Genomic DNA, 24865 nt, shown 5'->3' on the forward strand with positions numbered 1-24865 from the left:
CGGGAGGGGCTGTTACGGGGTGATCCAGCCGCCGTCTTCGTCGTGCTGTTCGGCGTCTTCCGGATTCAGCTCGGCTTCGATCTCGCGGGAGGTTCGCCAGGTGTCGGTCAGGGGCTCGGGCCGAACGATCGCGCCGGGGTGCGCTTCCCTGCCGTAGCTCGATCTCGTCGTGCCGTAGCGGCTCACGCTGCCGTCTCCTTCCTTCGCCTCGACTCGTCACAGAAGGCGGACCAGTCGGCATGGAAGGTCTCCCAGTTGGTGTAGACCCAGGACTGGTTGACCATGACGGTCGGCGTCTGGGCCGTGTCGTAGTCGAAGGCGTCGGGGAGTCGACCGCTCAGACGGCAGTCCCAGACGAAAGCGCGGAACAGGCCATGGTGGACGTTCAGCCATCGAGCGGCCTGGTTCGTGTTGGACCAGATGTCGCCGTTGTCGCGTCGGCTCACTTGGCACGCTCCTCAGCTAGCTTCTCGACGTCCGCCTGTCGGTAGAGCACCGAGGCGCCGAGCTTCACGCCCTCGATCGGCTCGACGCCATCCGAGCGCCAGTTGCGGACCGTGCCGGGGTGGACTCCGAGGCGGCGTGCCGTCTCCCGAACGGTCATGTAGTTGGTGCCCTCGATCTGGAACACGAAGGGCCTCCTTCCCGCCTCGGGCGCGAGGCTGTGTCGTGGGTTGTCATCAGGTGTTCGGGCCCAAGAGAGACGCCCCCCGCCAGTACCGCCAAGGAGGGACCGGTACCGACGAGGGGTGTCTGTGTCTCGTCCGCGTGCGTGACAGCGCCTCGGGTGACCAAACCCGCACGGACGAGACAGGGGGTGCGCCAGGAACCCGAACAGAACGAGCGCACCGTGAAGGGAGGAATCAGGGGACGTCATCAGGTGTGACGCACGGGAGAGAGACGCCCGACCGGATCAGGGTCGGGCGAGCGAGGAGCGAACCCCTCTACTTACTGGTGGCAGTTGGATCATGGTTCGTCCGGGTCGAGTCACTGTGACGCTGGTCACTGGCTCTTAATTGAACCCTCTACCTACTGATACGGGGCCCGACCCTGCTCGGTCAGGACGGACCCGCTGTGACGCCGGTCACCTGTCGAGCGAGGAGCGAAACACCCTCACTTACAAGTCCGGGATGAGCGGGGCACTTGTCCGGGTCGAGCCGCTGTGACGCCGGTCACCTGCCGGTCGAGCGAATCACCCTCTACCTACAGAGAGCCAATGGGCGGGCCGTCAGTCAGGGTCGAGTCAGCGTGAGGCTGATCACCTGACTGTCGCACCCTCGGCCTACCGTGCCCCCATGGACATGGACAGCCCGCAAGACGTAGGCGCCGCCTTCGGCGCCCTGATCCTCGGCGTCACCGTGAGCGAGGAGCCGCCCCCTCCAGACTCCCCCCTCAGCCGTGTGCGCGCCTTCACCGCCCGGTACGGCGAGGGCGCGCTGAATCCCGAGCACATCAGGGCCGCACAGGAGGGGCGCCCCCTGCTCCCGTGAGACGACGCCACGCCGGGCACTTCATGCAACAACGTGCATACCCACGAACGTGCATGGACGGCCGAGCTCGACCCTCGTACGGTCGTGCCCAACGGCCCAACGGGGCCGACAGACAAGGGGGTTTCGCATGGCACGCGAAGAACTGACTCGGCTTACCGGCAACGGCAATGGGGAGTGCGGCGAAGACGACTGCCCGAACCTGTACCGCACGGAGCGAGGAACGTTCGTCGTTCAGGGCGACGTGTCCAACGCCTTCACTCCGCCGCAAGGGGAAGGGCTTGTGGAGATTCCCGAGAGCGTTCTTCGGGAGGCAATTCGTGCTCTTGGATGGTGACGAGTGGCGGGCGACGCTCCGAGGATTCCAGTCCGAGGCGTGGCGACTGGAGACCCTTCCGCAGTACCTCGTACCGCAGGAGTCCGAAGAGCTCGAAGCCTTCCGGGCCGGTAAGCGAATCGACCCGCACGCCTACTCGTCCGCATACACGGAAGACCTGAAGCGGATACGCGGTGAGGGGAAGCGTAAGGGGCGAGTACACATCGTGACTCGGCCGCTCTCCGAGTATCTGCAATTCGAGTTCTCTCGGTATTACGCCCCTCACGTACTCGCCGGGGAAGACGTCCGAATTCTCGACGTGACCGACCGAGAGAATCCCTTGCCGGAAGTCCGGGACTTCTGGATGTTCGACCGCTCGACGGTCGTTCTCATGCACTACGAGGACGACGGAACGCAGATCAGCCGCGAACTGTACGAAGGCGAGCCGGCCGACTACATCGAGTACCAACGAATTGCCGTTGCCGAGTCGGTTCCATTCTTGGAGTACGTGAAGGGGTGACGTTCGAAGCTGAGCAGCTTGGCGAGTCCGGCCCGGAACTTGCTTCGCTGCTCCGAGAATTGCGCAAGCGAGCCGGTCTCTCAGGGGATCGGCTCGCCGCGCGCTGCAACATGTCTCAGTCCAAGGTAAGCCGGATTGAGAACGGCCGCACACGGCCGTCTCTGGTCGATGTAGAGGCGATCCTGAGAGCCTTGGACGCCCCGCCCGAACTCGTCGCCGAAGTCTCCGCGCTCGCCCGTCTGGCGAACACTGAATGGCGGAACCTTCGAGAGCTACGGCGTAAGGGACTAGGGACGCGACAGGCCGAGTTGAAGGGTCTCGAAGCGTCCTCGGCGCACATGCGCTACTTCCTGCTCTCGATGGTTACCGGCCTACTCGCTACACCGGAGTACGTACGGGCCAGCCTCGCTCACTCACCGGCCGATACGAGCAAGGCAGTGGCAGGGAAGTTGGAACGGCAAGCCGTTCTCTACGACGCTTCGAAACAGTTCACATTCCTTCTGACCGAGCAGGCGATTCGTTGGCCGGTAGTTTCGCCGTTGCCTCTGGCCGAGCAGATGGACCGATTGGGCTCCCTGTCCTACCTGCCGAATGTGCGCATCGGCGTGATTCCCGTGGGGGCAGTAACGCCCAGAGTTCCGCTGAATACCTTCACGATCTACGACGCTTCCTTGGTCACCATCGAGACTTCGGCGGGGAGTCTGGTACTGCGTGACGGCCGAGACGTTCAGACCTACCTGAAGGAATTCGCGGGATACGAGGAATGCGCATTGTTCGGGGAGGAACTTCGGGCGAGGCTCGCCGAGTGGTCGGCCGCCTGCCGTGCATGAGTTCAGTCGACAACGCGCATGAAGCGCCATCCGTTGCACATTCCACGGGATCATTCTTCGGCAGACACGAAGTCGGGGAGGCTGTAAGGAATGAGCACACCCAAGACGACGATGGCAGGGCCGGTGAACCTGACGCTTCCGGAGGGAGACCCGGACCCCGTCGCGGGTTGTCGCCAGTGCCTCGACATCGCCGTGACCCGAGCCAACGCCCGATCGATCGGGGACTACTCGAAGGTGTCAGACGCGAACGTGGCTCTCCGGATGCATCTTCGGGAAGACCACGGGGCCGAGTAATGGACATGGAGACGTGGCGAGATGCCCGCTCACGGGCCGTTGGCGCGGCTGAGGCACTGCGGGCGGCATTGGCCGCCCTCGGCGTGCCTGAGAGCGTCTGGGGCACCGTGCGCCCCATGGTCACCCATAAGGGCACCCCGTACGTGCACGTAGGCATGGTGCGCGCGGAAGTGGCCGAGCAGATCGCCGAAGCCATGCGGACGCCGGAGAGCGCTCGGTGACCCGCTCCGTCATGCGGTACGTGAAGCACCGGATCACACAGCAGCCAGACTCTGACGTCACCTTTGAGGCCGGTTGCCTGACGTGCGAGTGGAAGGCGACCCCTTCAGAGGACGGGGCGGCGGTCGACATCGAGTGCATGAGCCACACCGGCCGGACAGGGCACGCGACATTCCGGCGCTTGTGCACGTCGCTCGCTCTCGTCGAGCGAGCCGAGTAACCGCACACCCCGGCACGCCTCGGGGCGGCGAAGACTGCCGAGCCGTGCCGGTTGAGAGCCCCTGTCGGTCGTTCCCCCGTGACCGGCAGGGGCTCTGTGCTGAACGCAGAGACCCCGCCAGACGCCCAGCAACGGGCCCTGACGGGGTCGAGTCGGTGACTGCGGAGAGTTCAGCCGGCCGTCACTCTTCGTCGTCTGCGGTGTGGTTCCAACTCACGGTCATGTAGTCGTCCACGGTCATGTTCTTCGCCTTCTTGAAGCCGTTGGGGTGCATCTCGACGGAGAGTACGAACTTCACCCACGCTCGGCGGACGGGAAGCGGAGTGCCCGGCCAGTCTTCAATCAGGGCAGCAACGCCCTTCACGGGGTCGATCGGAGGCAGGCCAGTGACCCCGGACAGCTTCTCGTCGATCTCGTCGAGCCGGGCCCGGATCGCCTCGGTACCGGCCGTCATCTGCGAGAGGGTGATGGCTCCCGAGGCGTAGGCCACGGCCAAGCCGTCGAGCCGTTCGCGGAGCGTCTGAGCCTCGGCGTGAAGGTGGGCCGAGTCGTCGCCCTGCTCCTGTCGGGCGGCGAGGATCGAGGACAGGAAGTCGGGGAAGACGAGCCGGGCAAGAACGGCGTTACCGGCCCGCTTGTCGGCCAGCTCTCGCGGTACCCGCACATGCTTCTGTCCGCACCGGTAGACCGGGGTGCCTCGGTACATGCCGCCCCGCACGGCCTCCCCGCACTTCGAGCAGGTGGCCAGACCGGCGAGGAGGGTCTGAGGGGCGTTGCCGGTACGGGCGCCACCCGTGAACCTCTTGGGGTTGGTCAGTGCCGATACGAGGGCGTAGTGCGTCGCCTCGTCCAGGATGGCGGGCCACTGACCCTCGCCCACGATCTCGCCCCGGTAGGTGGCCTGAGCGATGTACCGGGGAGAGACGAGTACCTTCTTCACTCCGCCAGTGCTCCACCTCTCCGCCTCTCCCTTCGCCTTGCCGGAAGAGGAGCGGGGAGCGAGCAGACCAAGGCCAGTCCAGTACCTACCCACGGCGGCCAGGGTCTCGCCCTGAAGAACCATCTCGGCACCCTTGCGGATCGCGTCCGCCTCGGCCTCGATCACGGTCACGTAGTCGTCGGCGTATCCGAAGGGGCGGATGCCTGCCTTGTGAGGGGTGCCGTTCTTCGCCGCCTGAAGGTTGCTCGCCATCTGCCGTAGCGCCTTCTGCTCGCCTTCGTACGTCGCCCACGCCGTGACCGTTCGGGCCGTGGCCCTACCGGCAGGGGTGGACAGGTCCAGGTGTCCGGCGTGGATCGCGTGGACGTTCACGCCCAGGTCGATGACCCGTTCAAGATCCTCGGTCTTACGGATGAGCCGGTCAGTGTGCCAACAGAGGATCGCTTCCGGCTTGGACGCCAACAGCCGCTCGAACCCCGGACGCACCTTGCCCGAGGTGGCGCTGATGTCGTTGTCTGCGATGACCTCCCGTACGGTCCACCCTCGCGACTCGGCGAACGCCTTGCACTCGTCCGTCTGTCGCTGAACGCCCAACTCGTCGCCGTGCTGATCGAGGCTGAGCCGTACGTAGATGGTGACGTTCACCGGGGTCTCTCTCCTGCTCTGGTCTGTGTTCGATGATGAGGGAGGGGGAGGCCAGTCGGTACCGACCTCCCCGTGAGCTGCGTCTCAGGCGGCGAGACCGGCCGCCTGTCGCAGTGCCTCGACGGACACGGCCACCTCTTCGAAGTCGGGCTCAGTCGTGATGCAGTCGGACACGTAGAGGCCGAAGACCTTCCGGCCGTCGTCGGTGACCCCTTTGAGGAGCGGCCCGCCGTTCTTACCTTCGAGCGGTTCGACGCCGCGCGAGGAGAGGCGACGGAAGGCATCGGCGAGCAAGGCGTCATGCAGGGAGGCGCCGCCCTCGGACAGGGACAGGTCATCGCTCGCCGGAGGGGAGATCAGGACACCGGTACCGGCGATCATGTCGACGACGGCAGTGAAGGGGCGCAGGTCGATCACCTGGCCTACCTCAGACTCGGCCCACTCGGCACGGGGCCCTGACTCCCCCTTCACTCGCACCTCGTCGGCGAAGTACCGGGTCATGGCGACCCCCTCGGCGAAGATCATGCGGAGGAAGCCAGGGCGACCGCGTACGCTGCCAATCTCCCGGACCTTCAGGAAGCCGTGACCACGAACGGCCACCTCGTCGCCAGGCTCGACGTACTGAGTCTCAACCGGCATGGCGCCCTCGGTCGGCTCCGTGACCGGCTCCACCTCGGGGAGCTTGGGGGCAGCCTTCACGCGCACCATGGCGTCCATGGCGTACGTGGCATCGAGGTTGAAGCCGAGCGCACGCGACGACTCAGAGGAGAGCTCGACCCCTACCGCCTGCGCGTCGGCGTCCACCTCGACGGACACAACCTCCCGCTCCTCACCGCGCCAGGTGTCACAGCCCAGCACCATGCCGGGGCGCAGGTCGCGAGCGGGGAGGATCGTCCACGTACCGTCCGTGCCGTAGCTGCGCTCGACGTGGCGCTGTGCCAGCTCCTTAACGTCCATGAGGCGACGGCCGCCGAAGGTGAAGCCAAGGCCGACGACGGTTCCGATCCACGCTCCGCCTTCCTTGCGCGCCGTGGCGATGCGGCGCCCGTTGTGCGTCGCGTAGTAGGTGCTGGGCTTGGCGTCCTTGTGCCAGGTGAGCTCGGTCATTGGGTGCCTCCTCAGTAGTGCCCCAGAGGCTCACCACTCGTTCGGCTGGTCGCGCGGCACGATCGGCGCCGCCGTCTCCGTCAACCTCGCCCTGTACGGCCTCACGGCCCCCTTCGCCGCCGCCCTGATGGACCGCTTCGGCATCCGGCGGGTGGTCGCCGTCGCGCTGAGCGTGATCGCGCTCGGCTCGGGACTGACGTACTGGATGACGGCGGCCTGGCAACTGCTGCTGTGCTGGGGCCTGCTGGTGGGCCTCGGCACCGGATCCATGGCGCTGGCCTTCGCCGCGACCGTCACCAACCGCTGGTTCACCGAGCGCCGCGGCCTGGTCACCGGCATCCTCACCGCCGCCTCGGCCTCCGGCCAGCTCATCTTCCTGCCGGTGCTGTCCTGGATGGTCGAGGAGCACAGCTGGCGCCCGGCCGCCATCACGGTCGCCCTCGCCGCCCTCGCGGTCGTCCCCTTCGTCTGGCTGCTGCTGCGCGACCACCCGGCCGACGTGGGCCTGAAACCGTACGGCGCGCAGGAGTTCGTACCGAAGCCGCCGCCCGCGCGCGGCGCCGCCCGCCGGGCCGTCACCGTCCTGTTCTCGGCGGCCCGCACCGGCCCCTTCTGGCTGCTGGCCGGCACCTTCGCGATCTGCGGCGCCTCCACCAACGGCCTCATCCAGACCCACTTCGTGCCCGCCGCCCACGACCACCACATGCCCATCACCACCGCCGCCTCACTGCTCGCGGTCATCGGCGTGTTCGACGTCGTCGGCACCATCGCCTCCGGCTGGCTCACCGACCGTTTCGAGCCGCGCCGCCTGCTCGCCGTCTACTACGCCCTGCGCGGCATCTCTCTCCTCTTCCTGCCGATGCTGCTCGCCCCGTCGGTCCGCCCGCCGATGCTGTTCTTCATCGTCTTCTACGGCCTCGACTGGGTCGCCACCGTCCCGCCCACCGTCGCCCTGTGCCGTGAGCAGTACGGCGACGACAGCGCGATCGTCTTCGGCTGGGTCCTCGCCTCCCATCAGGTCGGCGCCGCGCTGGTGGCCTTCCTCGGCGGAGTCGCGCGGGACGTCTTCGGCGCGTACGACGTGGTCTGGTACGCGTCGGGTGCGCTGTGCGCGGCGGCGGCGCTGATGTCGCTGGTGATCCGGCGGCGTACGGCGCCCGCACTGGCCGTGTCCTGAACCCACCCGCAAGGAAAGGGATGTTCGGGACACTCGGCATGGTTCTCGGCGGCGTGGTCTTCATGCCCGCCCACCGGCTGGCCTGCGAGGACACCGGACCGCTGTGGCGCGGCGACATCCCCAACGCGCGCCAACTCACGGACGCGGCGAGGAAGGCGCAGGCGGCTTTTCCCCAGAGTCAGGCGGCCCGTTCAGTGCGGTGACGGTTTCGGGTCCAGGGCGTTGCCGACGGTGCAGCCGCCCTCACCGGGCATCCTGTGGATTCGCGGCGGCACCCACACCTCGGTGGCGCCGGGGTCCACGCGGGCGAGAAGGCAGTCCTGCGGGTCGAAGCCGTTGCCCTTGACCAACAGGAGAACGCCGACCCGTCCGCCGTCCGCCTTCACCTCGGTTCGGATCGCCGGATGCAGGTCCAGGGCGGCGAGCGTACGGCGCACCTCGGCCTCGTCCACCCGGCCGCCCTCCGGCACCCGGGGAAGTCTCGCGCGGAGCTCCTCGTACGGCAGCCGGGGCGGTTCGGGTGGCGGGGCGAAGGTCAGCGGAGGGCTGTCCGGGCAGTCCACGTCACGGGGATCCGCACGCCACTCCGACTTGGGCGACACCCGCAGCGCGAAACAGCGCCGCACGACGACCTCTTCAGGGTCGAGCCATCCGTCGTAGGCCAAGCCGGACGTGCGGACGACCACGTCGACGCCGTCCCCGTCGTGTGTCGAGGTACCCGTCATCCGCAGTACCTCCACCCCGTCGATCCCGGAAGCGGAGCGCCCGACCTCCTCCGCCGTGCGCGGACGCTGGCCGTAGAGCCGCTCGCCCGCCTTCCTGGCCACCTCCCGTGCGGTGTCCGTCGCCTCGTCCTCGGTGGACTCCACCACTCCGCAGCCGACGGTGAACAGCAACAGCGGGGCGAGCAGCAGCAGTCGGCGCATGCGTCCACCCTTCCGGCGCCGCGCACGGCGGGCAACCGCTCGCGTACTCGGACCGGCGTGGGCGATCGTACTCAGCCGGTGCGGCGACCGGACGCGGATCGCACCCCGTGAGGCTCCGGCGGCCGCTCGACGACGGCTACCGGAGTCTCACGAACGAGCGGTGTCCAGTCGCACGTGTTGCGTCGGTGATTTCGATGGTCCCGCTGCTGCGGGCGCCGCCGATGAAGCGCAGGGCCTGGGTGAGCGTCACAGCCAACCCATCCGTGCGGCCCTTCTCGCCTGACGAGCCGATCGCGACCACCACCACTACTCACAACGTCCCTACGACTGGGCCGGCCAGACCAGCGCCTGCGCGACGATGACGCTCTCACCGTTGAAGGTGACGGCGGGGCCTTCGTGCAGTTCGTAGCCAAGACCGATCGCCTCGCTCACACGCCGGCAGAACGTGGCGTCGTCCGCTCCGGTCAGGACTCGGTAGATGGGCAGTCCGTCTGGTGGTGTGCTCATGAGGAGAGGGTCCCAGAAACTGCCTGCTGAAGGTGCGTTCCATGCATCAAGACCATCAAGCCCGGCAGCGAATCTCGGATGCGGCGCGGCACCGTTCCGTGGTGGGATGCGCCGCATGAGCGACTCGCTGCGTGCCCGCATCGAGCAGTACTACGCCACCGTGCCGTTGCTGTTCGCCGATGCCGAAGAGTTCGGGTCGTTACGGCTGTTCGTACGAAGGGAACCAGGTGCCCCGTATTACGGCGGGCCCAGTCATGCCCAGCCCACTGCAGACGGCGCGTCGTCCGTTACTGCTACCGACATCGCTCGAGTGCGGGCCCGGCAGCGCGAACTCGGTGTGCCGGAGGCTTTCGAGTGGCTGGCCGAGGCGGCGCCCGCGCTGCGTTCCCGGATCGAGGCGGCGGGTCTGCCAGTGGCGGAACGCCCGCTGATGGCTCTGGATCCGCACCACCCGGTTCGGCTGCCGCCGTTGCCCGAGGGGTTGACGCTTCGTGTGCTGGAAGCCGACGACCCCGCGCTGCCCGCAGCCCTCGCCCTGCCCCGCCTGGCCTTCGCAGACGAGGGCACCATGGCGGGCTCGGTGGGGCGTAAGGAACTATCGGTCGTGGCCGAGGAGATGACGGCGGACGGCACGGTGGCAGCGATTCGCCCTGTGATCCGCGCCGGGCACAAAACGCTCGTCGCCGCCCTCGCCTCTGACGGCACCCCACTGGCCGTCGGTCACTACCACCCGGCGAGCGGTACCACCGAGATCGGCGGCATCGGCACTCTTCCCGTCGCCCGCCGCCAGGGTCTCGCCGCGGCTGTCACGGCGGCCCTGGTCGCCCACGCGCTCGAGGCCGGGGTGAAGACCGTCTTCCTCGCCTACGCGCGGGACGCCGTCGCTCGCATCTACGCACGCCTGGGATTCCGCCCTGTCGGCAGCATCCTTCTGATCGCCAACCAACCCGCGCGATCGTAGGCCCGCTGGCTGGTTACTCACCGGCATGCCTATGGCTCGGTGCACGGTTCTTTCGGCAAGGAGGCGGCGGCGGACTGGGCCGGTCCGGTTCCGGGGGCCACGTAGCAGATGGCTTCGATGTGCTGCCCGTTGCCGTAGCGGTGCATGGTCCCTCCGGTCCTGAGCCAACCGAGGCGCTCGTAAAGGCGTAGGGCGGCGGTGTCCTTGACCATGACGTCCAGTACGAGGCGGCGGTTGTGGCTCAGCCCATAGTCCATGGCTGTCATGACAAGTCGCTCGCCCACGGTGCGCCCGCGCGCGTCCCTGACGACGAAGAGGCGGGCCAGCACCCCGATGCGGTGCTCGTCGGCTCCGCTCTGTTCGGTCCACAGGGAGACCGCGCCCTCGCCGCGTGGCCGCATCACCGCCACGTGGCCGACGATCCGCCGTCCTGACTCCGCGACCCAGGAGGCCAGTACCTCGTCCGATCGCAGCCAAGCCTCTGGGTGGGCCACGCCCTCGACCGGGTAGCCGTCGGTGGCGTGCACGTCGGTCAGCGCGGCGGCCGCGCCGGGGAGGTCGCTGTCCTCGAAGGGACGGATGACAATGTTCTCCACACCGGTCTCCTCGTTCTCCATACCGGTCTCCTTGTGAGCTCGGTGTTCACTCCACGGGCAGTTCGTAGAGCAGGCCGGTCAGGTCGGCGCGGTGCACGTATCTGGACACCTCGAAGGCCGTGCCCTCCTGGTCCAGGCTGGTGTGCAGGACTTCGATGACGGGGATGCCGGAGGGCAGGTTCAGCACTGTCGCTTCGGCCGGTGTCGGCATGCGCGCGGTGATCTCGTCCCGTACGCGGGTCATGACGTGGCCGAGTTCTTCGAGCCGGCCGTAGATACCGTCCTTGCCGGTCCTGGGCTTCGTCAGCGGTGTGCCCCGCCAGACTTTCCGTTGCGGAAATTGGAGACTTGCCGCACTGGAAACACTCCTCTAGTCTTTCCGTCATGGAAACCAACGGAGACGTCATCCGGCCGACACCGCAGCAGGCCCGCGAGGCGCTGGCGGACGCCGAGCGGATCCACACCTCCACCACCGCCCTGTCCGCCACCCCGTGGCCGCTGTGGTTCACCACCGCGCTCACGCTGTACATAGCTGCCATCCCGCCGGTCTACGGTGGCCTGGCGGCGGCTTCCGAGTGGCTGCTGCCCAAGGTCGCCTGGGCCGTCATCGTGGCGGTGATGAACGTCGTCTACTTGGCGCTCTTCGCCGCTGCGGCCCGCTCCTGGCAGCGGAAGACCGGCGTCGCGCTGCGCCTGGATGTGCTGCCCAAGCGTGTCACCGTGCCGATGGCCGTCGGATTGCCCGCGCTGCTGGTGGGATCGGCGATCGCCTTTCGCGCCACCGGCGAGCCGGTGTGGCTGTTCGCCGCCTCCGCCGTGGGCGCCGCGGTATCGATCGCCTTCCACCTCGCCTTCAGTCGTCTGCACCGGAAGAACTCGTGAGTCCCGACCCCGCCGACCCCATGGATGGCTTCGACACCACCATCCACGCCCCCAACCGGCTGCGTATCTGCGCCCTGCTCGACACCGCAGGCGAAGCCGAGTTCGCCGTCGTCCAGCGAGAACTCGATGTCTCCGCGTCCGTGCTGAGCAAGCACGTCACCGTCCTGATGGACGCCGACTACGTCGAGCAGCGCAAGGCCGTCCGCGACACCCGTCAGCGCGTCTGGCTTCGGCTCACCCCGCGGGGCCGCGACGCCTACCAGGCGCATCTGGCCGCCCTGCGCGCCATCGTCGGCTCGTAAGGCTGTGCCCGGGCCGGTGTCGCCGAGCGCGGTCGGGGCGCGCATTTCACGATCACCTACTGGCGGACGCCCTTACAGAAACCGCCCTTTGTGGAACAGCAGCGGCCCCGCCTCGTCCCCGTCGCCGGCTCCCAGCGCGTCCACCCGCCCCACCACGATCAGATGGTCGCCCCCCGTGTGCACCGCGTGGACCGTGCAGTCGATCCAGGCGAGCGTGCCCGCAAGGCGGGGGGAGCTCGACGCGGGGGCCGCGTCGTACGCCACGTTCGCGAACTTGTCCGCCCCGCTCACCGCGAAGGCGCGGCACAGCTCGCCCTGGCCGGCGCTCAGGACGTTCACGCAGAAGACGCCCGCGCGGGCGATGCGCGGCCACGTCGTCGACGTACGGCCGACCATGAAGGCGACCAAGGGCGGGTCGAGGGAGAGGGAGGAGAAGGACTGGCAGGCGAAGCCGGCCGGGCCGTCCTCGCCGTCGCAGGCGGGCGCCGTGACAACCGTCACGCCGGTCGCGAAGTTCCCCAGGACGCGTCGGAATTCGGTCTGGTCCACCGGGGCGCGCTCGTCCTCGCGGACGCACCGCAGCTCCGGGCGGGGCAGAGCTTCGACGGGGGCCGGGGCCCTGGCCGATCCGAGGTAGCGGACGGCGGCGGCCGCCATCCCTGCGTGTCCCATCACGTTCCTCATTGAAGCTGACGATGCGTCAGATAGGAAGGGCTGGAGACCGGTCAATGACCTCTGTACTCGGGGCTTCGCCGCTCCACGAAGCCGCGTACCCCTTCCCGCGCGTCCCGCGTCGTCATGTTGATCTCCTGCGCGGCCGCCTCCGCCGCAAAGGCGGTGGCCCGGTCGGAGTCGAGGGAGGCGTTCACGAGCTGCTTGGTGAGGGCGAGGGCTCGGGTGGGGCCGTTGGCCAGGCGCTCGGCCCACTCGCGGGCCGTCTTGTCCAGCTCCCCGTCCGGGACGACGCGGTTGACGAGGCCGAGTCGCTCCGCGTCGGTTGCGGTCAGCGCGTCGCCGAAGAACATCAGCTCCTTGGCGCGGTGGGGGCCGACGAGGCGGGGGAGGAGGTAGGCGCCGCCGCCGTCGGGGACGAGTCCGCGGCGTACGAACACCTCGATGAACCTGGCCGACTCCGCGGCCAGTACGAGGTCGCAGGCCAGCGCCAGATGCGCGCCGAGGCCGGCCGCGGTGCCGTTCACCGCCGCGATCACCGGCTTCTCGCAGTCCAGGACGGATGCGATGAGGCGCTGGGCGCCGAGCCGGATCGTACGGGCGACGTCACCGGCGACGCGCTCAGCGCCGTCGCTCGCCGTCCCCCGCAGGTCCGCGCCCGCGCAGAAACCGCGGCCCGTGCCGGTCAGCACCACGGCCCGGACGGCCGGATTCGCGGACGCGTCGGCCAGCAGTTGGATGAGGCGTTCTCGCTGGTCAGGGGTGATGGCGTTGAGGGCTTCGGGGCGGTTGAGGGTGATGCGGCGGACCTGATTGTCAGTGGTGTGCCGTACCAATGAATCGACGGGCTCCACGGAGCTTCCGGATGGCCCATGGGAGGAATCAGGCATGTTCACTTCATCACCGGTATCCATGTCAGCGGCACACCGCCAACGCGTCCAGCGCCACCGCGCCCTGTCCCCTGGGCAGCACCATCAGCGGATTGATGTCGAGCTCCGCGAGATCGTCCCCGAGCTCCAGCACCATGCGCTGCACGCGCAGGACGACTTCCACGAGCGCGTCGAGATCCGCCGGGGGCCGCCCCCTGACCCCGTCGAAGAGGGCCCGCCCGCGCAGCTCGGCACACATGTCCCGGGCCTGCTCCTCCCCGAAGGGCGGTACACGTACGGCGGTGTCGTTCAGCACCTCCACCAGCACCCCGCCGAGCCCGACCGTCACCGTCGGCCCGAACAGCTCGTCGTGCCCGGCGCCCACGACCATCTCGACGCCCCGCTCGACCATCTGGCAGACCAGGACTCCGTCCAGGGAGACGTCCTCGTAGCGCGCGATGTCGGTCAACTCGCGGTAGGCGTCCCGGACCTGGCTGGCGGAGGTCAGCCCGATCTTGACCAGGCCGAGCTCGGTCTTGTGGGCGATCCGCGCGCCGGACGCCTTCATGACCACCGGGTAGCCGACCAGTCCCGCAGCCCGTACGGCCGCCGCCGCGCTGGTCACCAACTGCTCGCGCGGGACGCGGATGCCGTACGCCCGCAGCAGCTGCTTCGCCGAGTGCTCGCTGAGCTGCTGGCCCGGGCGCATCAGTGCCTGCGCCTTGCGGTAGGAGGGCGACGGGGTGCGCGGGGCCTCGTCGAAGGGGGAGCGGTAGCCGGAGACGAAGCGGTGGTGGTCGAGGTAGGCGCGCACGGCGGTGATGCAGTTCGCCACGGTGCGGAAGGTGGCCACCCGGGACGAACCGAGCAGGACCTCGCGGTACGCCGGCTCTGTGCCGACCGGCGATCCCCAGATCACGCAGACCAGCTTGTCCGTCCGCTCGGCGGCGTCCACCAGGTCCTGGACCAGCCGGTCGCTGAGGGGCGGGAAGGGGCCGGTGACGGGGCAGATCAGCACCCCCACGGAGGGGTCGTCGAGGATGGCGTCGATGATCTTCCGGCCGCGGTGGTCGCCGACCGGATGCCCACCGTTGTCGACCGGGTTGGCCACGCTCAGGTACTCGGGGATCCACTGGTGCAGCTCCGCCTGCTTGGCCTGCGACAGCGCCGGCAGCCGCAGCCCCGCCTCGGTCGCCAGGTCCGCGAAGTGCGCGCCGGTGCCGCCCGAGATCGAATAGACGACGACACCCTCGGCGCGGGGCGGCCGCGCGCGGGCCAACAGGGTCGCGGTGTCCTGGAGTTCGTCGAGTCCGTCGACCCGGATCACCCCGTACTGGCGCATCGCCGCGTCCACCACCGCGTCCGCGCCGGTCAGCTTGCCGGTGTGTGAGGCGGCCGTGCGGGCGCCGGTCTCGGTGCGGCCGACCTTGACGGCGACGACCGGCACCTTGCGGCGGGCGGCGCGGTCGGCGGCGAGGAGGAAGGCCCGGCCGTCCTTCAACCCCTCGACGTAGCAGGCGATGGCGCCCACCTCGGGCCGCTCGGCGAAGTAGGAGATGAAGTCGGCGGTCTCCAGGTCGGCCTCGTTGCCGGTCGGCGCCCAGTGGGAGAGGCGGATGCCGAGCTCCTGGAGGGCGAAGACGGGACGGCCCTGGTGGCCGGACTGGGTGATGAGGGCGATGGCGGGACCGTCCAGGTCCTCGCGGAACCGCTCGAAGGCGTTGAGGTTGGTGTTGGGGCCCAGCAGCCGCATCCCGGACCGTTCGACGGCGGTGGTGAGCCGCTCCTGAGCGGCCGCGCCCTCCTCCCCGGTCTCCGCGAACCCGGAGGCGAAGACGACGGCGAACTTCACTTTGGCCTCGGCCAGTTCCTCGATCACCGGAAGGGGGTCGGCGACCAGCAGTACGGCGAGATCGACCTGCTCGGGCAGGTCGGCGACGGAAGGAGAGCAGGGGATGCCGAAGACGGACGGGCGGCTCGGATGCACCGGGTGGAGCCGGGCGCCGACCCGCTCGGACCAGGCGATCAGCTGGCGCGTGACCCCGGTGTTCGGCCGGCCCTCGGCGTCCGAGGCGCCGATCACGGCGACCGACTCCGGCCGGAAGAAGCGGTCCAGATCGGGCACGTCGCAGTACAGGGGACGGCCGCTGACGTCGAGATCGTCGACCTCGGCGGGCCGGCCGTGGACGGCGGGCCCGGGCTGCTCGCCACAGGCGATGACCCGGGCCCGGCGGGAGTCGGTGGTGAGGGTGCCGTGGGTTGATCCAAGCATCGGTCCGCCCGCTCCTGTGTGACAGCGATTAACTGACGCAGTGTCAGATTAAAGGAACTGACGCCGTGTCAGGAACGGCTGTGCACGCAAAGTTGGCGCTGTCCGGGCGGCGACACACTGGACGAGCCCCGCGCGGGGCACGCTCACAGCACCGCCAGCACCTCCCTCGCCACCCGCTCGCCCGACCGCACCGCCCCGTCCATGAAGCCCATCCAGTAGGTGGAGGTCTCCGTCCCGGCCCAGTGGATACCGCCGACCGGCTCGCGCACGGCGGGTCCGTACTGGGTCAGCACGCCGGGCGCGGCGATGGAGACGGGGCCGCCGCGGGTGTAGGCCTCGTTGTTCCAGCGTTGCAGGACGAAGGAGGAAGGGGAGGCGGCTTTCTCGCCGAAGTACGTCGTGTAGTCCTTCAGCACGGCCGCCCGGACCTCCGCCTCGCTCGCCGCGTCCAGCTTGCGGGCCTCGTCGGCCTCGATGAAGCCCATGAGGGCGCCGTAGGAGGCGTCGGGAGGGGAGTTGTCGAAGGTGGAGCTGATCACGCCGGAGTCGCTGACGACCTGGCCGTTGAACCCGTCGGCGCGCCAGAAGGGGGTGTCGTAGATCGCGATGGCCTTGCCGACCGAGGCCATCGGCAGCCGCTGGGTGAGCTGGTCGCGGGCGGCCGGGAGCAGGGGGTCGTAGGTGATACGGGCGGCGAGGGGCGGGGCCAGGGCGACGACGACCTTGCGGGCGTTGACGGTGATGCCGTCGGCCGTGACGACGTACCTGCCCCCGGACCTGGCGATCGTCCGCACCGGGGCGCTGAGCACCACCCGGTCGCCGAGCGTGGCGGCGAGCTTGATCGGCACCAGTTGGGAGCCGCCGACGAAGCGCAGTTCCTGGGCGCCGTTCGCGGTCTCGGTGAGGCGTTCCAGGGTGCCGGGGTTGGCGGCGTTGCCGGCGGCGGCGATGTAGAAGAGGACGAACAGGAAGGAGAGTTCGCGGGGCTCGGCGGAGAAGATCGACGTACAGGCCACGTCGAAGAGGAACTTGGCCGACGGGATGACGGCGTTGGCGCGCAGCCAGGTCTCGAAGGTCTGCCGGTCCCATTCGTCGGCCTTGGCGGCGGTCCAGGGCGCGTCGACCGGGATCTGCTTGGCCAGGTCGTCGAGCTTGGCCTGCACGATCGCCGCGTTGGCGAGCCCGGCGGCGTCGATGGGCGGGACCGAGCCGAGGATGCCGTCGGTGGCGTAGGGGGTCTTCTTGCCGTCCTTGTAGAGGAGGTTGTTGCCGGTGTTGTAGGTGGTGAAGGTCTGCACGCCGAGGGAGTCGGCGAGGGCCTTGATGCGGTCCTGGGTGGGGCCGATGAACTCGCCGCCGCCCTCGGTGATCCCGCCGTTCGCGAGGCTGAGCCCCACGACCCGGCCGCCGACGCGGTCTCGGGCCTCCAGGACGACGACCGACTTGCCGGCGGCGACCAGATCGCGGGCCGCGGTGAGTCCGGCCAGCCCGGCGCCGACGATCGCGACGTCGACGTCGCGGGATGCCGCGGCCGAGGCGGTCCCGGCGGCCGTGGCGGTCAGGGTGGCGGCGCCGACGGCTGCGGCTGTGCCGCCGAGCAGGGAGCGCCGGGACATCTGAGGGGTTCGGGGGGTTCGCGGGGCTCGGGGGAGCTGTCTTTCACTTGCCACGTGCGTCCTCCGTCGGGGCGAGAGGGTGGAGCGGGAAAGTTGAACAGTGCTCACATTCTGGCCCCGTGCGGCGGCGCGGTACAGCTCCCTCGTCACAACTGACGCTCAAGTAACAAGGGAGATACGTAAGAGAGTTGAGGGTGTCTAGGTCAGCGGCAGCCGGGAGACCAGTGGGCCGCGGTCGCGGTCGCCGGCGATGGCCTTGGCTATCTTCTGGGCGTCGATCGCTATCTCACGGAGGTTGCCGCTGATGGGGTGGGTGAAGCCGGTGAAGTAGAGGCCGGGGGCGTCGGCCGGGGTGCGGGCGCCCTGGACGACCGGCTTGCCGCGCTCGTCGAGGACGCCGAGGTGGCCGACGAGGTCCTCCAGCGCGCGGACGTATCCGGTGGCCGCGATGACGACGTCCGGCGAGACGAGGGTGCCGTCGGCGAGGTGGACCTTCCCGTCCTCGAACCGCTCGACGGCGGCCACGATCTCGACCCGGCCCTTGCGCACCGCGTCGATGAGCCCGACGTCGAGCACCGGGATCGCGCCCTGCTCGACCCGGCTGTAGAGCCCGGTGTCGGGGCGCGGCAGCCCCTGCTCCGACAGGTCCGGCACGCTGAGCCTGGCCATGGGCCTGGCGAGCCGGTCGACGAGCCGTACCGGCAGCCGCCGTACCAGAATGCTGGTGAACTGGCTGGCCCACCCGGCGGTGGAGCGGCGCACGATGTGCGGGGTGGTGCGGACGGACAGCCGCACCCGTGCGGCGCCGCCCTCCACGAGGTCCACGGCGATCTCGGCGCCGGTGTTGCCGCTGCCGACGACCAGGACGTCGCGGCCGGCGTACGGCACGGGGTTGCGGTACTGGCCGGCGTGCAGGAACTCGCCGGTGTAGGTGTCCCGTCCGGGCCAGTCCGGGATGAGCGGGGTGTGGTTGTGCCCCGTGGCGACGACGACCGCGGCACCGGTCAGCTCCCGCCCGCCGGTGGCGCGCAGCAGCCAGCCGGAGCCGTCCGGCGAGGGTTCGACCCTGGACACCTCGACACCGGTGACGATCTCCAGATCGTGGACCTCGGCGTACTTCTCCAGGTAGCGCACGACGTCGTCCCGCGACACCCAGCGCCCGAAGCGGCGCGGCATCGGCAGCCCGGGCAGGGCCGACAGCCGCCGGGTGGTGTGCAGACGGAGCCGGTCGTAGTGCCGCCGCCAGGAGGCCCCCACCCGGTCCGACTTCTCCAGCACGACGGCACGCAGTCCCCGGGCGCGCAGGGCGTACGCGACGGAGAGTCCGCCGGGGCCGCCGCCTATGACATAGACGGGGCGGTCCGTGGCGGGGGGATCCGTCGCGGGGCGGTCGGTGCGCTGGGGGGTGTCGGCCATGGTCCGGAGCGTAATCACGCAGCCGGTTGATGGGTCTCGGTCAAGCCCGGAATTGATTGCGGATCGATCACGGCTGTGGGAGGGCTGGGTGGGATGTGTGGCGTAGGTCTCTTGGTTGTGGGGGTGCGGTGGACGTGCCGAACCCTCGCGGCGAAGCCACGGCGGGGGCTCGGCACCGCGTTCCCGGGCGGCCGCTTCCGCTTGCGAGTCCGAGGCGCTGAGCGACGCCGAGCGCTCGGCGCGCCCGTGCCCGGCATCCGCGACGTGCCCACCCCCGGCCCACTCCCGTCGCGTCCGCGAGGTACCGCCCCCCGCCCACTCCCGTCGCGTCCGCGAGGTACCGCCCCCCGCCCACTCCCGTCGCGTCCGCGACGTACCGCCCCCCGCCCACTCCCGTCGCATCCGCGACGGGCGACGGCTTGTGGTCGCCCGCCGCGTTGGCGGAGAGGGTCGGCGCGTTCGTCGCGTCCACGGCCGTGCCGTCGAGCTCGACGGGGACGCCGACGTTCAGGCTCTGGTGCGTCTCGTCGACGTCGAGCAGGCGTCCGGCCGTCGCGACCCCGGCGGTCGCGCGGTCGCGCGGTCGCCCGATCGCCAACAGTTCCGTGGACTCATCGCGGACGCACAGGTGATTGTCAGGCCCCGCTCATCTGACGTACCGTCAGATCCATGGACGCGATCTGGCTCACAGGTGCGGAATGGCTGGCCGTGCTCCGGATAGGCCTCGGGCTGTGGTGGCTGGAGAGCTGGCGGCACAAGGACAAGAAGAGCTGGTTCGAGGGGGCGGGGATCGCCTGGGCGGCGGACGTGGCGGCCAAGCACCGCTGGAACGCCGTGCGGTCCGGCTTCGACGTCGTCGTGGCCCCGAGGCCGCGGACCATGGCGTACGTCGTCCTCTACGCCGAGCTCGCCCTCGGACTCGGGCTCGTCCTCGGGTTCCTCACCCCGGTCGCCCTCGTCGGCGGGCTGCTGCTCAACGTCCTCTACTTCGCCCTGATGATCCACGACTGGGCCGAGCAGGGGCAGAACTCGATGATGGCGCTGATCTCGGTCGTCGCGCTGTTCGGGATGTCCTGGCAGTCGTGGTCCGTGGACAGCGCGCTCGGGCTGTTCTGATGGGCGGGCAGCGGTACGACATCCCCGAGGCCGACGCCTTCACACGGACCTACTGGGACGCGGCGGCCGAAGGACGGCTCCTGGTCCGCCGCTGCCGGGCCTGCGCCCGTGCCCACCACTACCCCCGCGAGTTCTGCCCGCACTGCTGGAGCGAGGACGTCGACTGGGAGACCGCGAGCGGGCTCGCCACCCTCTACACCTGGTCCGTCGTGCACCGCAACGACCTGCCGCCCTTCGGGACGCGGACGCCGTACGTCGCCGCGGTCGTCGATCTCGCCGAGGGGCCCCGCATGATGACCGAGGTCGTGGGGTGCGCGGACGCGGCGCTGCTGCGGGCCGGGGCGGAGCTGGAGGTCGCCTTCCGGGACGGGGTGCCGGTGTTCCGGCCCAGGGGCGTCGTGGGAGTCCCCACAGCACCCCCTGCGGTGGCGAGTTGATCGCCGGGTGGTTTCAATGAGCCCATGACCCTCGCCGGCGGCCCGCGGCACGCCCACCCCCTCCCCGACCTGTACGGTCACGGCCTGCGGCTGCGTCCCTGGGACGCGGACGCCGAGACGGACGTCGAGGCGTGGTTCCGGGGGCGTACCGACCCGGAGTTCCGGCGCTGGAACACCCCGCTGAGGATCACCACCGACCTCGACAGCGCCCGCGACTCCCTGCGCACCGCCGTCGAGAACATGGCCGACGGCACCTCGGCGCCGTACTGCGTCACCGACGCCACGACCGGCGCACCCCTCGGGCACCTCGGCGTCAACGTCATCAACCGGGTCATGAGCTCCGCCCGCGTCGGCTACTGGGTGCTGCCCGAGGCCCGCGGCCGTCGCGTCGCCACCCACGCGCTCGCCGTCGCCGCCCGCTGGGCCCTGACCGAACTCGGCCTGCATCGCCTCGAACTCGACCACGCCGTCGGCCACGACTCCTCCTGCCACATCGCCGAGCGGTGCGGCTTCCGCTACGAGGGGACCCTGCGGGGCGCGATGTGGGAGGCGGAGCGGCACGACGCGTACCGGGACATGCACCTGCACGCCCGGCTGGCCACCGACCCGGACGTCGATGCCTAGACCCACGAGCCCGTGAACCCCAGGCCCGCCAACCCCCGCCTGAGAGTGGCGTCTTGTGTCGGCTTCGTGTCCACGGCGGAAATGGGTGCACAACCCACTCCCCGGCGCGGGATCATGAGGTATGCGCCCGGACGACTGGTACTGCACCCAGGACCTCACCGCCTTCCTCTCCCACGCCGGCGGCTTCCTGCGCTCACGCCCCGATCTGCACACCGTCGCCCTGACGGTGACCGAGACGCTGCGCACGGGCGGGCTGCGGGCGTACGGCGACGAGGCGCCTGTGTTCGGCGCGCTGGAGCTGAGCGGGCAGGTGCGCGCCGCCTACTTCCGCACCCCGCCCTACCGGCTGAACGTCACCCCGCTCACCCCCGACGAGGCCGACGCCCTCGCCGCCCACCTGGTCGCCCTCGGGCACCGGATCCCCGGCGTCATCGCCGCCCGCGAGACCGCCGAGGCCTTCGCCGCCGCCTGGCGCCGGCACGCGGGGGTCCGTGGCACCGTCAGCCAGCGTCAACGGCTGTACCGGCTGGGCAACCTGACCGCGCCGCAGCCCGTTCCGGCGGGCCGCGCGCGGGTCGCCGGCAAGGGGGACCGGGAGCAACTGATCCGCTGGTACGGCGAGTTCGGCGAGGCCGTAGGCGACCACGCCTCCCGTGACCCCGCCGCATGGGCCGACTCGCGCATCGCCTACGGAGGCGTCACCTTCTGGGAGAGCGAGGACGGCACCCCCCTCGCCATGGCCGGCGTGACCCCGGTGGTCGCCGGCCAGGTCCGGGTCGCACCCGTCTACACCCCGGCCCACTCGCGCGGCCGCGGCTACGCGGGGGCGGTCACGGCGGCGGTCAGCCGGGCCGTGCTCGCCTCCGGCATCCGCGAGCTGGTGCTCTTCACCGACCTGGCCAACCAGACCAGCAACAGCCTCTACCAGCGCATCGGATTCCGGCCGGTGGCCGACTTCGCCGCGTACGACTTCCGCGGGGCCCGGGGCTTCTAGGGGACGCCCCGGGGCCGTCCGGCCGGTGGCCGGTGACCTCTTGAGCAAGACGGCGCCGAGCCCGTTCCGGTTGTGCGACTCGAGGACCATCCGGGGGGCCTGTCCATCCGCCCTGGGATGGAGCAACCTTCGCCTCGTTGATGGATTCGCCCAACTCCCGTGCGCGAAAGGGTTGATGCGTCGCATCCGCACCAACCCCGAGGGGACCCCCCACGTGCGCAGCAGCCGAATAGCCTGTGTCCTGGCGGCCAGTGCCGTCGCCACCCTGGTACCCGCGCTCACGCCGGCCACGGCATCAGCGGCCGCGGATCCCCTGAACCAGTACCTGCGGCAGAAGCCGGCATGGCAGCGCTGCGACAGAGAGACGCCGGCGAACTTCCAGTGCGCCACCATCAAGGTGCCGCTCGACTACCGCCACCCCGGCGGCAAGAAGCTCGACCTCGCGATATCGAGGCTGAAGACGAGCACCGACGCGGAGCGCCGCGGCGTGCTGCTGCTCAACCCGGGCGGCCCCGGCGGTCCCGGCGTCGACATGCCGCAGTGGATGGCGAGCGAGCTGCCGAAGAGCGTGAAGGCCAAGTACGACCTCGTGGGCTTCGACCCGCGAGGCATCGGCCGGAGCTCGGGCGTCGGCTGCGGCATGACGGACGAGGAACAGCAGTGGCAACGGGAGTACAAGCCCGAGGCGTTCGCCAAGGACGTGAAGTGGGCGCGCACCGTCGCCGAGAAGTGCGCCGCCAGGCAGGGCGACAAGCTGCGCCACATCAGCACCCGCAACACCGCCCGGGACATGGACGTGATCCGGGCCGTGCTCGGCGAGAAGAAGATCTCCTACCTGGGGTACTCGTACGGCACCTACCTCGGCGCGGTCTACACGCAGATGTTCCCGAAGCGCTCCGACCGCTTCGTGCTGGACAGCGCCGTCGACCCGGCCCGGGTCTGGCGCGGCATGATCCAGATCTGGGCGGAGGGCACCGAGCCCGCCTTCACCAGGTGGACCGAGTGGACCGCGAAGCGCCACTCCACCTACAAGCTGGGCAAGACTCCCGAGGCGGTCCGCAAGACCTTCTACGACCTGGTCGCCCAGGCCGACCGCAAGCCCATCGACCTCGACGGCGAACTGCTGACCGGAGGTGACATCCGCGCCGGCAGCCGTGCCTCGTTCTTCGACGTGCGCTACGCCGCCGAGTCGATCGTCGAGCTGAAGAAGGCCGCCGAGGGCAGGGCCCCGTCCCGTGAGCGGGAGAGCGGGACGCCCACGCCGGTTCCGCCGTCGTTCGGCCGGGCCGTGCCCGAGGACAACGGCACCGCCGCCTTCTGGACCGTCGTCTGTGCCGACACCCGCAACTGGCCGCGCGACCCCGAGCGGTACCGCAGCGACGCGATCCGGGACAAGGCCAGGTACCCGCTGTACGGCGACATCGCGTCCAACATCAAGCCGTGCGCCTTCTGGAAGAAGGGCAGCGAGCCCGCCACCAGGATCGACAACAAGGTCGGCGCGCTGATCCTGCAGAACGAGTGGGACTCCCAGACCCCGCTGGCCAGCGGCCAGGGCCTGCGCCGGGTCATGAAGGGCGCGAAGCTGGTCACCGTCCTCGGCGGCGTCGGACACGGCATCTACGGCACCAAGTCCTGCGCGGACAAGACGGCCACGGCCTACCTGACCACCGGAAAGCTGCCGACGAAGGACACGGCCTGCAAGACCCCGCCGGCGGCCCGCGAACGCGGCACCGACAGCCCGCTGCCGCTGCCGACGCCTCAGGGAATCCCGGGGCTGGCCGGCTAGGGCCACAGCAGTTGCTTCGCCCAGCCCTGCGTGCGCCCCTCCTCCTCCGTACGGCGGTAGACGAGCCGTACGTGGCGCCGGGCCGCGTCGCCCTGGAAGAACTCGACCGTGTCGGGGCGCAGGCGGTACAGGGTCCAGGACGGGACCGGGGCGTCCGGTTCGAGCTGGGCGCGTTCCCAGGCCGCCTGTGACTCCCGCGCCAACTCCTCCAGCGAGGAGAGGACTTCGCTCTGGCGGCCGGTCAGGGCCGCCGCCAGGGCGCCGGTGGAGCGGGCGTGCAGGTCGGCCTGGGATTCGGCGGACGGGGCCGCGGTGACCGGGCCGCGGACCCGTACCTGGCGGGCCTGGGCCGGCCAGTAGAAGCCGAGGGCCGCGTACGGGCGGGCGGCGAGCTGGCGGCCCTTGCCGCTGCCCGCGTGGGAGGCGAAGGACCAGCCGGAGGTGTCGGCGCCGTGCAGCATCACGGTCCGTACGTCCGGCAGGCCCTCCTCGTCCGCCGTGGCCAGGGACATCGTGTGCGGCTCCACCTGCCCGGCCGCGACCGCCTGAGCGAACCAGGTGGTGAAGAGGGCCAGCGGGTCGGCGGGCGCGGCCGCCGGGTCGAAGGTGGGCAGGTCCGCCACGTCCCAGACCCGCAGCGACCTCAGCAACTCATGAAGATCCGTTCCCATGGCCCGATTGTCGCGTGCCTGCGGCTCCCGGAATCACACCTGACCGAGGTCCGACGACACCCAGCGCTCGGGGCGCATGTGGATGACGACCTGCTCGCCGTGGTTCTTCCAGGCGAAGTCGACATAGCCGTCGACCTTCTCGGCCGGGAGGTAGCGGGCCGAGACCTCCCGGAGGTGGTCGAGCGTGGCGGGGGTGGTGCTGATGACCGGGCCCTCGACCGACGCGTAGCGGATCGTGGGGTCGAGGCGGTCGACCATCAGGGAGAACCGGCCCGCCTCCTGGATCAGCTGGTTCTTGCGGGAGTCCAGCCCGGTCAGGATCCATACGTCGCCGCCGGGCTCGTACTGGTACCAGATCGGCACGGTCAGCGGTGCGCGTCCCGCGCCCGCGTCGACCGCCAGGGCGGCGATATGGGGCTCGGCCAGGAACTGTTCACGCTCTTCGCGGCTCAGGGCCATTGCC

At 70.0% G+C, this 24865-nt stretch carries 30 protein-coding genes and 1 pseudogene; 15 read left to right on the forward strand and 16 right to left on the reverse strand.

The genetic code is table 11. The annotated features are described in order from the left end of the window. Positions 1 to 12: 12 nt before the first annotated feature. Genes IM697_RS04235 through IM697_RS04245 form a run of 3 tightly spaced genes read right to left on the reverse strand, consistent with a single transcriptional unit; the run spans position 13 to position 631 of the window. Positions 13 to 186, reverse strand: a complete 174-nt coding sequence (locus tag IM697_RS04235; RefSeq protein WP_194044840.1) for a hypothetical protein — start codon at positions 184 to 186, stop codon at positions 13 to 15. After that, positions 183 to 446 (reverse strand): hypothetical protein, encoded by a 264-nt coding sequence (locus tag IM697_RS04240; RefSeq protein ID WP_194044842.1) that lies wholly within the window; start codon positions 444 to 446, stop codon positions 183 to 185. The genes IM697_RS04235 and IM697_RS04240 overlap by 4 nt, the downstream gene beginning before the upstream one ends. Further along, the gene (locus IM697_RS04245) at positions 443 to 631 is read right to left on the reverse strand and encodes a helix-turn-helix domain-containing protein (RefSeq protein WP_194044844.1); all 189 of its coding nucleotides are present in this window, start codon (positions 629 to 631) and stop codon (positions 443 to 445) included. The genes IM697_RS04240 and IM697_RS04245 overlap by 4 nt, the downstream gene beginning before the upstream one ends. Before the next feature lie 664 nt (positions 632 to 1295). Between IM697_RS04245 and IM697_RS04250 the strand changes: the two genes are divergently transcribed. The 5 genes from IM697_RS04250 to IM697_RS46080 all read left to right on the forward strand — a co-directional run bounded on the left by IM697_RS04250 (position 1296) and on the right by IM697_RS46080 (position 3886). After that, on the forward strand, positions 1296 to 1490 hold the full coding sequence (locus IM697_RS04250) for a hypothetical protein (protein ID WP_194044846.1): 195 nt from the start codon (positions 1296 to 1298) through the stop codon (positions 1488 to 1490). Between the two features lie 127 nt (positions 1491 to 1617). Further along, positions 1618 to 1824, forward strand: a complete 207-nt coding sequence (locus tag IM697_RS04255) for a hypothetical protein (RefSeq protein ID WP_194044848.1) — start codon at positions 1618 to 1620, stop codon at positions 1822 to 1824. Continuing rightward, a complete protein-coding gene (locus IM697_RS04260; RefSeq protein WP_194044850.1) occupies positions 1808 to 2323 on the forward strand; it encodes a DUF6879 family protein in 516 nt (171 codons plus the stop codon). Before IM697_RS04255 ends, IM697_RS04260 begins: the two co-directional genes overlap by 17 nt. Beyond that, positions 2320 to 3153 (forward strand): helix-turn-helix domain-containing protein, encoded by an 834-nt coding sequence (locus tag IM697_RS04265; RefSeq protein ID WP_194044852.1) that lies wholly within the window; start codon positions 2320 to 2322, stop codon positions 3151 to 3153. Before IM697_RS04260 ends, IM697_RS04265 begins: the two co-directional genes overlap by 4 nt. A gap of 526 nt (positions 3154 to 3679) precedes the next feature. Continuing rightward, positions 3680 to 3886, forward strand: a complete 207-nt coding sequence (locus IM697_RS46080; RefSeq protein WP_456114999.1) for a DUF7848 domain-containing protein — start codon at positions 3680 to 3682, stop codon at positions 3884 to 3886. Between the two features lie 181 nt (positions 3887 to 4067). Here IM697_RS46080 and IM697_RS04275 read toward each other — a convergent pair whose 3' ends face one another. After that, positions 4068 to 5471 (reverse strand): recombinase family protein, encoded by a 1404-nt coding sequence (locus tag IM697_RS04275; RefSeq protein ID WP_194044857.1) that lies wholly within the window; start codon positions 5469 to 5471, stop codon positions 4068 to 4070. An 84-nt stretch (positions 5472 to 5555) separates the two neighbouring features. After that, positions 5556 to 6578: a hypothetical protein gene (locus tag IM697_RS04280; protein ID WP_194044859.1), complete on the reverse strand. Its 1023-nt coding sequence runs from the start codon at positions 6576 to 6578 to the stop codon at positions 5556 to 5558. Between IM697_RS04280 and IM697_RS04285 the strand changes: the two genes are divergently transcribed. Both IM697_RS04285 and IM697_RS04290 read left to right on the forward strand, forming a co-directional pair. Further along, on the forward strand, positions 6556 to 7755 hold the full coding sequence (locus IM697_RS04285) for an MFS transporter (protein ID WP_407699646.1): 1200 nt from the start codon (positions 6556 to 6558) through the stop codon (positions 7753 to 7755). The genes IM697_RS04280 and IM697_RS04285 overlap by 23 nt on opposite strands. A gap of 20 nt (positions 7756 to 7775) precedes the next feature. Beyond that, complete coding sequence (locus tag IM697_RS04290; protein ID WP_194050165.1) at positions 7776 to 7958, forward strand: hypothetical protein; 183 nt, start codon at positions 7776 to 7778, stop codon at positions 7956 to 7958. Here the strand turns inward: IM697_RS04290 and IM697_RS04295 are convergent. Together IM697_RS04295 and IM697_RS04300 are read right to left on the reverse strand one after the other, a co-directional pair. Beyond that, positions 7947 to 8681 carry a translation initiation factor IF-2 gene (locus IM697_RS04295; protein WP_194044861.1) on the reverse strand — a complete coding sequence of 245 codons (735 nt, stop codon included), beginning with the start codon at positions 8679 to 8681 and terminating at the stop codon, positions 7947 to 7949. The two genes, IM697_RS04290 and IM697_RS04295, sit on opposite strands and share 12 nt — an antisense overlap. 321 nt (positions 8682 to 9002) lie before the next feature. Continuing rightward, entirely contained in the window at positions 9003 to 9188 is a 186-nt protein-coding gene (locus IM697_RS04300) for a DUF1737 domain-containing protein (protein WP_194044863.1), read from the reverse strand. 106 nt (positions 9189 to 9294) lie between these two features. On the opposite strand from IM697_RS04300, the gene IM697_RS04305 reads away from it, so the two are divergent. Beyond that, positions 9295 to 10149 carry a GNAT family N-acetyltransferase gene (locus tag IM697_RS04305; RefSeq protein ID WP_407699603.1) on the forward strand — a complete coding sequence of 285 codons (855 nt, stop codon included), beginning with the start codon at positions 9295 to 9297 and terminating at the stop codon, positions 10147 to 10149. A gap of 29 nt (positions 10150 to 10178) precedes the next feature. Here IM697_RS04305 and IM697_RS04310 read toward each other — a convergent pair whose 3' ends face one another. After that, the gene (locus IM697_RS04310) at positions 10179 to 10766 is read right to left on the reverse strand and encodes a GNAT family N-acetyltransferase (RefSeq protein WP_228044494.1); all 588 of its coding nucleotides are present in this window, start codon (positions 10764 to 10766) and stop codon (positions 10179 to 10181) included. Positions 10767 to 10791: 25 nt separating this feature from the next. Continuing rightward, positions 10792 to 11043 (reverse strand): annotated as a pseudogene (locus IM697_RS04315) (UTRA domain-containing protein); the annotation flags it as partial. 86 nt (positions 11044 to 11129) lie between these two features. Here IM697_RS04315 and IM697_RS04320 point away from each other — a divergent pair. Further along, complete coding sequence (locus IM697_RS04320; protein WP_194044867.1) at positions 11130 to 11627, forward strand: hypothetical protein; 498 nt, start codon at positions 11130 to 11132, stop codon at positions 11625 to 11627. Next, positions 11624 to 11929, forward strand: a complete 306-nt coding sequence (locus IM697_RS04325; RefSeq protein ID WP_407699604.1) for a transcriptional regulator — start codon at positions 11624 to 11626, stop codon at positions 11927 to 11929. The genes IM697_RS04320 and IM697_RS04325 overlap by 4 nt, the downstream gene beginning before the upstream one ends. Before the next feature lie 72 nt (positions 11930 to 12001). On the opposite strand, the gene IM697_RS04330 is transcribed toward IM697_RS04325, so the two are convergent. From IM697_RS04330 to IM697_RS04350, 5 genes are all read right to left on the reverse strand, one after another. Next, positions 12002 to 12601: a flavin reductase family protein gene (locus tag IM697_RS04330; RefSeq protein WP_228044495.1), complete on the reverse strand. Its 600-nt coding sequence runs from the start codon at positions 12599 to 12601 to the stop codon at positions 12002 to 12004. 53 nt (positions 12602 to 12654) lie between these two features. Next, entirely contained in the window at positions 12655 to 13491 is an 837-nt protein-coding gene (locus IM697_RS04335) for an enoyl-CoA hydratase/isomerase family protein (RefSeq protein ID WP_194044869.1), read from the reverse strand. A 25-nt stretch (positions 13492 to 13516) separates the two neighbouring features. Then, positions 13517 to 15742 carry an acetate--CoA ligase family protein gene (locus tag IM697_RS04340; protein ID WP_194044872.1) on the reverse strand — a complete coding sequence of 742 codons (2226 nt, stop codon included), beginning with the start codon at positions 15740 to 15742 and terminating at the stop codon, positions 13517 to 13519. Positions 15743 to 15885: 143 nt separating this feature from the next. Next, positions 15886 to 17358, reverse strand: coding sequence for a flavin monoamine oxidase family protein (locus IM697_RS04345; RefSeq protein ID WP_194044874.1), 1473 nt, complete (start codon positions 17356 to 17358; stop codon positions 15886 to 15888). Between the two features lie 198 nt (positions 17359 to 17556). Next, positions 17557 to 18774 carry a flavin-containing monooxygenase gene (locus tag IM697_RS04350; RefSeq protein WP_194044876.1) on the reverse strand — a complete coding sequence of 406 codons (1218 nt, stop codon included), beginning with the start codon at positions 18772 to 18774 and terminating at the stop codon, positions 17557 to 17559. A gap of 669 nt (positions 18775 to 19443) precedes the next feature. Here IM697_RS04350 and IM697_RS04355 point away from each other — a divergent pair. The 5 genes from IM697_RS04355 to IM697_RS04375 all read left to right on the forward strand — a co-directional run bounded on the left by IM697_RS04355 (position 19444) and on the right by IM697_RS04375 (position 23731). Continuing rightward, on the forward strand, positions 19444 to 19890 hold the full coding sequence (locus IM697_RS04355; protein WP_194044884.1) for a DoxX family protein: 447 nt from the start codon (positions 19444 to 19446) through the stop codon (positions 19888 to 19890). Next, the gene (locus tag IM697_RS04360; protein WP_194044891.1) at positions 19890 to 20327 is read left to right on the forward strand and encodes a Zn-ribbon domain-containing OB-fold protein; all 438 of its coding nucleotides are present in this window, start codon (positions 19890 to 19892) and stop codon (positions 20325 to 20327) included. Before IM697_RS04355 ends, IM697_RS04360 begins: the two co-directional genes overlap by 1 nt. A gap of 24 nt (positions 20328 to 20351) precedes the next feature. Continuing rightward, complete coding sequence (locus tag IM697_RS04365) at positions 20352 to 20951, forward strand: GNAT family N-acetyltransferase (RefSeq protein ID WP_194044893.1); 600 nt, start codon at positions 20352 to 20354, stop codon at positions 20949 to 20951. Between the two features lie 121 nt (positions 20952 to 21072). Continuing rightward, positions 21073 to 21945, forward strand: coding sequence for a GNAT family N-acetyltransferase (locus IM697_RS04370; protein ID WP_194044895.1), 873 nt, complete (start codon positions 21073 to 21075; stop codon positions 21943 to 21945). Between the two features lie 214 nt (positions 21946 to 22159). Further along, positions 22160 to 23731, forward strand: coding sequence for an alpha/beta hydrolase (locus tag IM697_RS04375; protein WP_228044497.1), 1572 nt, complete (start codon positions 22160 to 22162; stop codon positions 23729 to 23731). Here the strand turns inward: IM697_RS04375 and IM697_RS04380 are convergent. Beyond that, a complete protein-coding gene (locus IM697_RS04380; RefSeq protein WP_194044899.1) occupies positions 23728 to 24402 on the reverse strand; it encodes a pyridoxine/pyridoxamine 5'-phosphate oxidase in 675 nt (224 codons plus the stop codon). The genes IM697_RS04375 and IM697_RS04380 overlap by 4 nt on opposite strands. A 33-nt stretch (positions 24403 to 24435) precedes the next feature. Beyond that, complete coding sequence (locus IM697_RS04385) at positions 24436 to 24861, reverse strand: pyridoxamine 5'-phosphate oxidase family protein (RefSeq protein WP_194044901.1); 426 nt, start codon at positions 24859 to 24861, stop codon at positions 24436 to 24438. Positions 24862 to 24865 lie beyond the last annotated feature (4 nt).

It is taken from the genome of Streptomyces ferrugineus, from assembly GCF_015160855.1.
In the GTDB taxonomy this organism is placed as follows: Bacteria; Actinomycetota; Actinomycetes; order Streptomycetales; family Streptomycetaceae; genus Streptomyces; species Streptomyces ferrugineus.

Bases quoted from the DNA above. Each gene is read 5' to 3' on its own strand.
- IM697_RS04295 (WP_194044861.1), bottom strand. From the start codon at position 8,681: ATGCGCCGACTGCTGCTGCTCGCCCCGCTGTTGCTGTTCACCGTCGGC.
- IM697_RS04340 (WP_194044872.1), bottom strand. From the start codon at position 15,742: ATGCTTGGATCAACCCACGGCACCCTCACCACCGACTCCCGCCGGGCC.
- IM697_RS04370 (WP_194044895.1), top strand. From the start codon at position 21,073: ATGCGCCCGGACGACTGGTACTGCACCCAGGACCTCACCGCCTTCCTC.
- IM697_RS04385 (WP_194044901.1), bottom strand. From the start codon at position 24,861: ATGGCCCTGAGCCGCGAAGAGCGTGAACAGTTCCTGGCCGAGCCCCAT.
- IM697_RS04355 (WP_194044884.1), top strand. From the start codon at position 19,444: ATGGACGCGATCTGGCTCACAGGTGCGGAATGGCTGGCCGTGCTCCGG.
- IM697_RS04250 (WP_194044846.1), top strand. From the start codon at position 1,296: ATGGACATGGACAGCCCGCAAGACGTAGGCGCCGCCTTCGGCGCCCTG.
- IM697_RS04345 (WP_194044874.1), bottom strand. From the start codon at position 17,358: ATGTCCCGGCGCTCCCTGCTCGGCGGCACAGCCGCAGCCGTCGGCGCC.
- IM697_RS46080 (WP_456114999.1), top strand. From the start codon at position 3,680: ATGCGGTACGTGAAGCACCGGATCACACAGCAGCCAGACTCTGACGTC.
- IM697_RS04360 (WP_194044891.1), top strand. From the start codon at position 19,890: ATGGGCGGGCAGCGGTACGACATCCCCGAGGCCGACGCCTTCACACGG.
- IM697_RS04305 (WP_407699603.1), top strand. From the start codon at position 9,295: ATGCGCCGCATGAGCGACTCGCTGCGTGCCCGCATCGAGCAGTACTAC.
- IM697_RS04320 (WP_194044867.1), top strand. From the start codon at position 11,130: ATGGAAACCAACGGAGACGTCATCCGGCCGACACCGCAGCAGGCCCGC.
- IM697_RS04300 (WP_194044863.1), bottom strand. From the start codon at position 9,188: ATGAGCACACCACCAGACGGACTGCCCATCTACCGAGTCCTGACCGGA.
- IM697_RS04350 (WP_194044876.1), bottom strand. From the start codon at position 18,774: ATGGCCGACACCCCCCAGCGCACCGACCGCCCCGCGACGGATCCCCCC.
- IM697_RS04330 (WP_228044495.1), bottom strand. From the start codon at position 12,601: ATGGGACACGCAGGGATGGCGGCCGCCGCCGTCCGCTACCTCGGATCG.
- IM697_RS04365 (WP_194044893.1), top strand. From the start codon at position 20,352: ATGACCCTCGCCGGCGGCCCGCGGCACGCCCACCCCCTCCCCGACCTG.
- IM697_RS04255 (WP_194044848.1), top strand. From the start codon at position 1,618: ATGGCACGCGAAGAACTGACTCGGCTTACCGGCAACGGCAATGGGGAG.
- IM697_RS04310 (WP_228044494.1), bottom strand. From the start codon at position 10,766: ATGGAGAACGAGGAGACCGGTGTGGAGAACATTGTCATCCGTCCCTTC.
- IM697_RS04280 (WP_194044859.1), bottom strand. From the start codon at position 6,578: ATGACCGAGCTCACCTGGCACAAGGACGCCAAGCCCAGCACCTACTAC.
- IM697_RS04290 (WP_194050165.1), top strand. From the start codon at position 7,776: ATGTTCGGGACACTCGGCATGGTTCTCGGCGGCGTGGTCTTCATGCCC.
- IM697_RS04335 (WP_194044869.1), bottom strand. From the start codon at position 13,491: ATGCCTGATTCCTCCCATGGGCCATCCGGAAGCTCCGTGGAGCCCGTC.
- IM697_RS04380 (WP_194044899.1), bottom strand. From the start codon at position 24,402: ATGGGAACGGATCTTCATGAGTTGCTGAGGTCGCTGCGGGTCTGGGAC.